The 8,709-nt window shown below is 75.0% G+C and carries 10 protein-coding genes; 8 read left to right on the forward strand and 2 right to left on the reverse strand.

The features are described from left to right. Window positions 1-124: 124 nt before the first annotated feature. On the reverse strand, window positions 125-718 hold the full coding sequence (locus tag ABZ914_RS40570) for a helix-turn-helix domain-containing protein (RefSeq protein ID WP_500199915.1): 594 nt from the start codon (window positions 716-718) through the stop codon (window positions 125-127). 79 nt (window positions 719-797) lie between these two features. Between ABZ914_RS40570 and ABZ914_RS40575 the strand changes: the two genes are divergently transcribed. The 3 genes from ABZ914_RS40575 (at window position 798) to ABZ914_RS40585 (ending at window position 3,069) form a co-directional block, all read left to right on the forward strand. Beyond that, complete coding sequence (locus ABZ914_RS40575; RefSeq protein ID WP_500199917.1) at window positions 798-1,817, forward strand: NAD(P)/FAD-dependent oxidoreductase; 1,020 nt, start codon at window positions 798-800, stop codon at window positions 1,815-1,817. A gap of 89 nt (window positions 1,818-1,906) precedes the next feature. After that, the gene (locus tag ABZ914_RS40580; protein ID WP_500199919.1) at window positions 1,907-2,512 is read left to right on the forward strand and encodes a TetR/AcrR family transcriptional regulator; all 606 of its coding nucleotides are present in this window, start codon (window positions 1,907-1,909) and stop codon (window positions 2,510-2,512) included. Next, on the forward strand, window positions 2,509-3,069 hold the full coding sequence (locus tag ABZ914_RS40585) for a carboxymuconolactone decarboxylase family protein (RefSeq protein ID WP_190856640.1): 561 nt from the start codon (window positions 2,509-2,511) through the stop codon (window positions 3,067-3,069). Before ABZ914_RS40580 ends, ABZ914_RS40585 begins: the two co-directional genes overlap by 4 nt. Before the next feature lie 19 nt (window positions 3,070-3,088). Here the strand turns inward: ABZ914_RS40585 and ABZ914_RS40590 are convergent, their stop codons facing one another. Further along, a complete protein-coding gene (locus ABZ914_RS40590) occupies window positions 3,089-3,946 on the reverse strand; it encodes a helix-turn-helix transcriptional regulator (protein ID WP_387018974.1) in 858 nt (285 codons plus the stop codon). 146 nt (window positions 3,947-4,092) lie between these two features. Here ABZ914_RS40590 and ABZ914_RS40595 point away from each other — a divergent pair, with 146 nt between their 5' ends. The 5 genes from ABZ914_RS40595 to ABZ914_RS40615 all read left to right on the forward strand — a co-directional run. Continuing rightward, the gene (locus ABZ914_RS40595; protein WP_500199922.1) at window positions 4,093-5,136 is read left to right on the forward strand and encodes an aldo/keto reductase; all 1,044 of its coding nucleotides are present in this window, start codon (window positions 4,093-4,095) and stop codon (window positions 5,134-5,136) included. 75 nt (window positions 5,137-5,211) lie between these two features. Then, entirely contained in the window at window positions 5,212-5,502 is a 291-nt protein-coding gene (locus tag ABZ914_RS40600) for a putative quinol monooxygenase (protein ID WP_190856638.1), read from the forward strand. Between the two features lie 180 nt (window positions 5,503-5,682). After that, window positions 5,683-6,576 (forward strand): Vgb family protein, encoded by an 894-nt coding sequence (locus ABZ914_RS40605; protein ID WP_500199925.1) that lies wholly within the window; start codon window positions 5,683-5,685, stop codon window positions 6,574-6,576. 71 nt (window positions 6,577-6,647) lie between these two features. Continuing rightward, window positions 6,648-8,060, forward strand: a complete 1,413-nt coding sequence (locus ABZ914_RS40610) for an MFS transporter (protein WP_500199927.1) — start codon at window positions 6,648-6,650, stop codon at window positions 8,058-8,060. Between the two features lie 43 nt (window positions 8,061-8,103). After that, the coding region (locus tag ABZ914_RS40615; protein WP_500199929.1) for an RNA ligase family protein at window positions 8,104-8,709 on the forward strand (606 nt) is incomplete at its 3' end.

The following is an 8,709-nucleotide window of genomic DNA, read 5'->3' on the forward strand; positions in this document are numbered from 1 at the left end:
GCCCGCGCTGGCCCGCCTCGCCGAGCTCGGCCGCGACGAGGCGGGCCGCAGGTAGGTCCGGCTGCAAGCGGCCCGGGCGCAGGTAGGCCGGGCGCAGGTAGGCCAGGCGCCACGTGAGCGGGCGCTAGCCGGAGCGCTTCGCCTTGGGGCGGGCGCGCAGGTGGGCGCGTTCGCCCTGGCTGCCGAACAGCACGAGGAACTCGACGGGGTCGGCGTCGACGGCGCCGAACCAGTGCGGCAGCCGGGTGTCGAACTCGGCGGCCTCGCCGGGTGACAGGACCAGGTCGTGCTCGCCGAGGAGGACGCGCAGCCGTCCGTTGAGGACGTAGAGCCATTCGTAGCCCTCGTGGGTCTGCGGTGTGGGCTCCCGGCGCTCGCTGCCGGCGGGGATGACGAGCTTGTAGGCCTGGATGCCGCCGGCGCGGCGGGTCAGCGGCAGCATGGTCATGCCGTTGCGGACGACGGGCCGCAGGTGGATGCGCGGGTCGCCGGTGGGCGGCGCGTCCACGAGCTCGTCGAGGGTGACGCCGTAGGCCTTGGCCAGCGGGAACAGCAGTTCGAGGGTCGGGCGGCGGGCGCCGGACTCCAGCCGCGACAGCGTGCTCACCGAGACGCCGGTCGCGGCCGACAGGTCGGTCAGCGTGATCTCGCGCTCGTTGCGCAGCGCGCGCAGGCGCGGGCCGACCGCGTCGAGCGCCTGGTCGAGGTCGTCGTCCATGCCGCCAGTTTGCCATATCGGCAAAGAGGTTTGCCGCAGCCGGGGTCCGGTTCGCATAGTGGCCGCGGAGGTGGTCGAGATGACCGAACGGCTGAAGGACGCCTATGACGTGGTGGTGGTCGGCGGGGGCGCCGCGGGCCTGAACGGGGCGCTGATGCTCGCGCGATCGCGGCGGTCGGTCGTGGTGGTCGACGCCGGTTCCCCGCGCAACGCGCCCGCCGAGGGCGTGCACGGGCTGCTGGCCAGGGACGGGATGCCGCCGGCCGAGCTGCTGGAGCGGGGCCGGGCGGAGGTCCGGCGCTACGGCGGGCACGTGGTGGCCGGGACGGTCACCGAGGCGGTGCGCGACGACGGCGGTTTCACCGTCGGCCTGGCCGGCGGCCGGACCGTCCGGGCGCGCCGGCTGCTGGTGACGACCGGCCTGGTGGACGAGCTGCCGGACGTGCCGGGGCTGGCGGAGCGGTGGGGCAGGGACGTGGTGCACTGCCCGTACTGCCACGGCTGGGAGGTCCGCGACCGGGCCATCGGCGTGCTGTCGAGCGGTCCGATGTCGGTGCACCAGGCGCTGCTGTTCCGGCAGCTCAGCGACGATGTCGTGTTCTTCGCCCACACCGCGCCGCGGCCCGGCGGCGAGCAGGGCGAGCAGCTGGCCGCCCGCGGCGTCCGCGTGGTGGAGGGCGAGGTCGCGGGCCTGGAGGTCGCCGATGACCGGCTCGTCGGCGTCCGGCTGGCCGATGGCGCGGTGGTCGCGCGCGACGCGCTGGCGGTGGCGTCCCGGATGACCGCCCGCGGCGGCTTCCTCGCGGGGCTCGGGCTGCGGCCGGTGGAGCATCCGACGGGCGCCGGCGAGCACATTCCGGCCGACGCGGTGGGCCGTACCGAGGTGCCCGGGGTGTGGGTCGCGGGCAACGTGACCGACCTGTCCGCCCAGGTCGGTGCCGCCGCGGCGGCGGGTGCGATGGCGGGGGCGCAGATTAACGCCGACCTGGTCGCCGAGGAGGCGCGGGACGCGGTGGCCGCGCGGCGGGAGCCGTTCTCCGCCGAGTCCGAAGCGCGCGCCTGCGAGGCGGTGCTGGGCGACCGCCGCCACGGCCTGTAGCCCGGCGGAGTGTGCGGGGCGGTTGCGCGGCAGGGTCCCTCCATGTCATCTTGGAACGGTCGTTCCGAGTTATGTGGAGGCGGGAGCGGATGCCCGACGTCAAGCACTTCGACCCGGACGCGGTGCTGGAGCAGGTCGTGCGGCTGTTCTGGCGGCGCGGCGCCGCGTCCACCGGCATCGCCGAGGTGGTGGCGGAGACGGGGATCAGCCGGTCCAGCCTGTACGCCACGTTCGGCGGCAAGCGGGACCTGTACCTGGCGGCGCTCCGCGGCTACGTGGAGCGCCACTCGCGCCCGGTGTTCGACCGCCTCGCGGCCGACGGCCGGGGGCTGCCCGCGATCGCCGGCTTCTTCGCCGGGCTCATCGCCGCCCGCTGCTCGGGCGAGCACGCGCGCTGGGGATGCATGGTGTCCAACGCGCACGCGAGCCCGGACGGCGCCGAGGACGACGACGTCAGGCGGATCCTGGACGCCCACCACGACGGGCTGTGCGCGGCGATGCGCGCGGCCCTGCGGTCCGCCGACCGGCAGGGGCAGCTGCGTCCGGGCCTGGACGTCGACGGCACCGCGCAGACCCTGGCGCTGCTGACCTACGGCGTGAACCTCCGGTCGCGCGCGGGCGCCCCCGCGGCCGCGCTGACCGCGTCCGTGGACGCCGCCCTCGCCTCCCTGACCCCCGATGAGGAGAACCGATGACCGAGTTCACCGTGTACGACGAGACCGACGCCCCCGAGGCCGCGCGCCCGCACCTGGAGGCGGCCAGGAAGCGGATGGGGTTCGTCACCACCCTGAACGGGGTGATGGCCGAGTCGCCGGAGCTGCTGGCCGGGTACAACGCGCTGTCGGAGCTGTTCGGCAGGTCGTCGCTGCCCAGGAACGCCAAGCACGTCGTGTGGATCACCGCGAGCGTGCTGAACGGCTGCGCGTACTGCGTGGCGGCCCACTCCACGCTCGCGCTGCGGTCGCGCGTCCCGGCCGAGGTCGTCGAGGCGCTGCGCGGCGGCCGCGCGCTGGACGACCCGGCGCTGGAGGCGGTCCGCGTGTTCACCGGCGCGATGGTCGAGCAGCGCGGCTGGGTGGACGACGCGCAGGTCGAGGCGTTCCTGGCCGCCGGGTACACCCGGCGCCACGTCCTGGACATCGTCCTCGGGATCGGCATGAAGACGCTGTCGAACTACACCAACCACATCGCGCACACCCCGCTCGACCCCGCCTGGGAGGATCAGGAGTGGACGGCGCCCGCGCCCGCGTGACGCGGGTCCGGCCCGCGGCTCACCGCACCGAGACGCTCCGGTGGGTGGCGGCCAGCAGGCGCAGCGCGGCGTGCGACGGGGAGCCCTGCTCGACGGTGTGCGCGACCAGCGCCTGGTCGGGGTCGTCGGGCAGCCGGAGGGTCTCGAAGCCGAGGTCGAGGGTGCCGACGACGGGGTGCCGGTAGACGTAGCGGCCGTGCGTCTTCTCCTTGAGGCCGTGCTCGGCCCAGATCTCGCGGAACTCGGGGCTGGCGGCCGACAGCTCCTCGACCAGCGCGGCGGCCGCCGGGTCGCCGGGATGCCGCCCGACGTCCAGCCGCAGGTAGCCGACGATGTCGGCGGCCTTCCCGCGCCAGTCGGCGTACAGGCCGCGCATGCCCTCGTCCAGGAACACCATGCGCGCGAAGTTGCGCTCGGCGGGCGCCAGCGCCCCGAAGTCGGTGATGAGCGCGGCGGCCAGGTCGTTCCAGGCGAGCACGTCGGTGTAGCGGCCGACGATGTAGACGGGCACTTCGGTGGTGGCGTCCAGCAGCCGCCGCAGCCCGGACCGGACCTGCTGGGGCCGCCGCTCGGGCGCCCCGGCGGGTTCGGTGTAGGGGCGGGCCAGGCGGTACAGGTGGCCGCGTTCGACGTCGTCGAGCCGCAGGGCGCGGGCGACCGCGTCCAGGACGGCCTCGGAGAAGTGCAGGGTGCGGCCCTGCTCCAGCCGGACGTAGTGGTCGACGCTGACGCCGGCGAGCCGGGCCAGTTCCTCGCGGCGCAGGCCGGGGACGCGGCGCCGGCCGCCGTAGTCGGGCAGCCCGAGTTCCTCGGGCTTCAGCCGGGCCCTGCGTGAGCGCAGGAACTCGCCGAGTTCGGCTCGCCTGTCGAGTGCCATGGACCGATTATCCCGTGCCGTCCCGGGATGCCGGGATCGCGGAGCCTGGTCATGCGGTGCCTAGGCAGCGGCCGCCACTGGGTACGGCCGCGCCCGCCGACGACAGTGATCATCACGAACTCCCGCGAACCTGAGGAGCAAGGAAAATGATCACAACGCGTCCGCTCGGCGGCACCGGCATGGACATCACCACGGTCGGTTTCGGGTCCTGGGCGGTGTCGGGCCCGGGCTGGCGGTTCGGCTGGGGCGCCACCGACGACGCCGAGTCCGTCGCGGCGATCCGGCACGCGATCGGTTCCGGCGTCAACTGGATCGACACCGCCGCGGTGTACGGCCTCGGGCACTCCGAGGAACTGGTCGGCAAGGCGATCGCGGGGCTGCGCGAGGACGAGCGGCCGTTCGTCTTCACCAAGGCCGGCCTCGTCTGGGACCCCGCCGACCCGCAGGCCGCGCCCCGGCGGATCATGAAGCCGGCGAGCGTGCGCCGCGAGGTGGAGGACTCGCTGCGGCGGCTCGGCCTGGAGCGCATCGACCTGTACCAGGTGCACTGGCCCGACACCGGCGAGTCGCTGGACTACGCCGGCGACGGCAGCGGCCCGGTGTCGCCGAACGCCACGCCGCTGGAGGAGTACTGGCAGGTCATGGCCGACCTGAAGGCCGAGGGGAAGGTCCGCGCGATCGGGCTGTCCAACCACTCCCCCGACCTGCTGGACCGGGCCGAGAAGGTCGCGCACGTGGACGCGGTCCAGCCGCCGTTCTCGGCCATCAACCGGTCGGCGGCCGATGAGATCGCCTGGGCCCGTGAGCACGGCACCGGCGTGATCGTGTACTCGCCGCTGCAGTCGGGGCTGCTGACCGGCGCGTTCTCGGCCGAGCGGGCCGCGTCGCTGCCCGCCGACGACTGGCGCACGTCCCACCACGACTTCACCACCGGGCTGGCGGCGAACCTGCGGCTCGCGGACGCGCTGCGTCCCGTCGCCGAACGCCGCGGTGCGAGCGTCGCGGAGGTCGCGATCGCCTGGACGCTGGCCTGGCCCGGCGTCACCGGCGCGATCGTCGGCGCCCGCCGGGCCGACCAGGTGGACGGCTGGATCGGCGCCGGCTCGGTCGAGCTGACCCCGGCCGACCTGGACGAGATCGCCGCGGCGATCACCGCGTCCGGCGCGGGCACCGGCCCCGCCCGCCCCTGACCCGCACTGTCCCCAACCCCGCACCGCTTCCGACCACGCACTGCTTCCGACCACGCGACCTAGAAGGAGACCGCCATGTCATTGACCGTCGTCGCCGAATGCCTCGCCTCGCCCGGCCAGGAGGACCGGCTCCGCACCGCTCTGGAGGCGATGATCGAGCCGTCCCTGGACGAGCCGGGATGCCTGGCCTACCGCCCCTACGCCGACCCGAACCGTCCCGCCCGGATGGTGGTCGTGGAGGAGTGGACGGGTCCCGACGCGCTGGAGGAGCACTTCGCCACGCCGCACTTCCGGCACGTCGAGCAGGTGCTGGGGCGGATCCTCGCCGAGCCGATGACGATCCGGAGGCTCGTCCCGGCGCCCTGACCTCGCCCACGCGGCCCCGCGCGGCCCGCACCGCCCGCGCCTGTCAGATCGTCAGGAGACCGGCGCGGGCGGCGGCGCAGGCCGCCGCACGTGCGGCTGCGGCGGCGCGATCGTCACGCAACTCCAGTTCCGTTAGTCTCGCCGTCGCTCGGAAAGAAGTGGGACGAGGGGGGACTATTCATGCCGCAGGGTTCTCATGCCACGATCAGGGAGTTCACCGTCACCGACCCCGAAGCGGGTCCTTATGGAATAGCCACGGGACCGGACGGGGCGTTGTGGTTCACGCTGGTGCATGAAGGGCGGATCGGGCGGATGGCGCCGGGCGGCGAGGCGGACCTCCATCCGGCCGACCCCCTCCCGGCCGGGCCGATGAACATCACTGCCGGCCCGGACGGCACCCTGTGGTTCACCTGCCTGCGCGATGACCGCGTCGGCCGGATCGACACCGGCGGCCGGGTGACGATGTTCGAGGTCCCCCCGGGCGGCCCCTGCGGCATCGCCGCCGGGCCGGACGGCGCGCTCTGGTTCACCCTCATGCGGACCGACCGCATCGGCCGGATCACCACCGCCGGGGAGGTCGCCGAGTTCCCGCTGCCGGTGCCGGGCGCCATGCCGTCCATGATCACGGCGGGGCCGGACGGGGCGCTGTGGTTCACCCTCAACCAGGGCAACGCGGTCGGGCGGATCGCGCCCGGCGGCCACGTCGCCGTGCACGCCCTGCCGACCGAGGGCGCCGCGCCGGTCGGGATCACCGCGGGCCCGGACGGCGCGCTGTGGTTCGCCGCGATCGGCGCCGGGCACATCGGCCGGATCACCACGGACGGGAAGGTGACCGAGTTCCCGCTGCCCGACCCGGGGGCGCGCCCGCACGCGATCGTCACCGGCCCGGACGAGGCGCTGTGGTTCACCGAGTGGGGCACCGCGCACGTCGGCCGCATCACCTGCGAGGGCCGCATCGACGAGCATCCGCTGCCGAGGCCCGGCTGCGAGCCGCACGGCATCGCGCTCGGTCCCGACGGCGCCCTGTGGGTCGCCTTGGAGACCGGCGCGCTCGCCCAGGTCGTCCCCGGCTGACGCCGACCACCCGCCGCGCGGTCGCGGAAGGTTCCAGCGCGGGCGAAACGTTCGCGGGTCACCGTGGACGGATGAGATCGCCGACCGACACCAGTGCCCAGACCGCCACCGAGAACACCGGGTCCGCCCCCGTCCCGCGCCGCGGCGCGATGCTCGCCATCCTGTGCGCCGGCATGTTCCTGGTGCTGCTGGACGTCACGATCGTCAACGTCGCCCTCCCCGGCATCGGCCGCGCGCTCGGCACCGGGCTGCCCGGCCTGCAGGGCGTCGTCGACGGGTACGCCGTCGCGATCGCCGGGCTGCTGCTCGGCGGCGGCGCGCTCGGCGACCGGATCGGGCACCGCCGGATGCTGCTGGCCGGGCTCGGCCTGTTCGGGGCCGCGTCGCTGGCCTGCGGCTGCGCGCCCGGCCCCGGCCCGCTGATCGCGGCGCGGGTCGTCCAGGGCGCGGGCGCGGCGCTGCTGCTGCCCGGCAGCCTCGCGGTCATCACCGCGGCGTACCCGGGCCGCGCGGAGCAGGCCCGCGCGCTCGGGGTGTGGGCGGGCATCTCCTCCACGGCGCTGCCCGCCGGGCCGCTGCTGGGCGGCGCTCTGGTCGACTTCGCCGGGTGGCGGTGGATCTTCCTGCTGAACGTGCCGATCGTCGCGGCCGCGATCGCCGGGGTCCTCGCCGTCGTCCGCGAGCCGCGCCGGGAGCGTCCGGACGGCGCGCGCCCGCCGCTGGACCGGGCGGGGATGGCGCTGGCGCCGCTCACCCTCGGCGGGCTGGTGTGGACGGTCATCGCCGCCGGCCACGGCCACCGCGGGGAGGCGGCCGTCACGGCGGCCGTCACGGTCGCGGCGGCGGCCGCGTTCGTGTGGGCCGAGCGCCGCGCCGCGGCGCCGATGGTGCCGGGCGGGCTGCTGCGCGCGCCCGCGTTCCTCGGCGCCAACGGCATCGCCCTGGCGATGAACCTGGTCACCAACGGCGTGCTGTTCGCGTCGACGCTCAAGCTCCAGCAGGCCGAGCACCACTCGGCGTTCACCGCCGGGGTGCTGCTGATGCCGATGGCGGTGCCGCTGGCGCTGCTGGCGCCGGTCAGCGGACGGCTCACCGCCCGGTTCGGCACCCGCCTCCCGCTCGGCGCCGGGACCGCGCTGGCCGCCGCCGGATGCCTCAGCCTGCTGCGGGTCGGCACCGGCGGCTCCTACCCGGTGCTGCTGCCGACGCTGCTGGCCATCGGGATCGGCGACGGCCTGATCGTGACGGCCGTGGTCGCCGCGGCGATGCGCGCCGCCCCGCCCGCGCACGCCGGACTGGCGGGCGGGTTCAACAACACCGCCCGGCAGGTCGGCACGGCCCTCGGCGTCGCGGTGTACGGGGCGGTCGCCGGCCCGGCGCTCGACGCGGCGCACTTCACGGCGGGCCTGCACGCGCTGGCGTGGGTGAGCGTCGGGCTGTGGCTCGCCGCGTTCGCGCTCACCCGGATCGTCCCGAACCGCTGAAATTCGGTTGGCACGGCCGGACGGGTTCGTTAGAACGGTCGGCATGCTCCGCAAATACCCCCGCACCCGGCACATCGAGGGCTCCCGGCTGCAGCCGGGAGACCACGACCTGGCCGCGCGGCCGTTCTCGGCGATCGCCGGACGGTACCTGGTGGTGGAGGAGAAGCTCGACGGCGCCAACTGCGGCATCAGCTTCTCCTCCGACGGGGAGCTGCGGTTGCAGAGCCGCGGCCACTACCTGACCGGCGGGCCCCGCGAGCGGCAGTTCGGGCCGCTGAAGGCGTGGGCCGCGTCCGTCCAGCACGTCCTGCGGGAACGCCTCGGCGACCGGTACGTGATGTACGGGGAATGGCTGTACGCCAAGCACACCGTCTTCTACGACGCGCTCCCCCACTACTTCTGCGAGTTCGACGTCCTCGACCAGCGCGACGGGACGTTCCTGTCGACCGCGCGCCGCCGCGAGCTGCTGGCCGGGACGCCGGTGGTGTCGGTGCCCGTCCTGCACGAGGGGACGCTCCCGGACCTGGGCGCGCTGACCGCGTTCGTCGGCCCCCCGCGACGACCACGCCCGCGGCCGCATCGACGGCCGGCGCCTCGCCGAGGCGGAGGACGCCGCGATCCGCGACGCCGTCGCGATGCAGGCCCAAGC

It is taken from the genome of Spirillospora sp. NPDC046719, from assembly GCF_040645715.1.
Lineage (GTDB): Bacteria > Actinomycetota > Actinomycetes > Streptosporangiales > Streptosporangiaceae > Spirillospora.

Coding starts and splice junctions, on each gene's coding strand:
- ABZ914_RS40570 (WP_500199915.1), bottom strand. CDS start 718: ATGGACGACGACCTCGACCAGGCGCTCGACGCGGTCGGCCCGCGCCTG.
- ABZ914_RS40575 (WP_500199917.1), top strand. CDS start 798: ATGACCGAACGGCTGAAGGACGCCTATGACGTGGTGGTGGTCGGCGGG.
- ABZ914_RS40580 (WP_500199919.1), top strand. CDS start 1,907: ATGCCCGACGTCAAGCACTTCGACCCGGACGCGGTGCTGGAGCAGGTC.
- ABZ914_RS40585 (WP_190856640.1), top strand. CDS start 2,509: ATGACCGAGTTCACCGTGTACGACGAGACCGACGCCCCCGAGGCCGCG.
- ABZ914_RS40590 (WP_387018974.1), bottom strand. CDS start 3,946: ATGGCACTCGACAGGCGAGCCGAACTCGGCGAGTTCCTGCGCTCACGC.
- ABZ914_RS40595 (WP_500199922.1), top strand. CDS start 4,093: ATGATCACAACGCGTCCGCTCGGCGGCACCGGCATGGACATCACCACG.
- ABZ914_RS40600 (WP_190856638.1), top strand. CDS start 5,212: ATGTCATTGACCGTCGTCGCCGAATGCCTCGCCTCGCCCGGCCAGGAG.
- ABZ914_RS40605 (WP_500199925.1), top strand. CDS start 5,683: ATGCCGCAGGGTTCTCATGCCACGATCAGGGAGTTCACCGTCACCGAC.
- ABZ914_RS40610 (WP_500199927.1), top strand. CDS start 6,648: ATGAGATCGCCGACCGACACCAGTGCCCAGACCGCCACCGAGAACACC.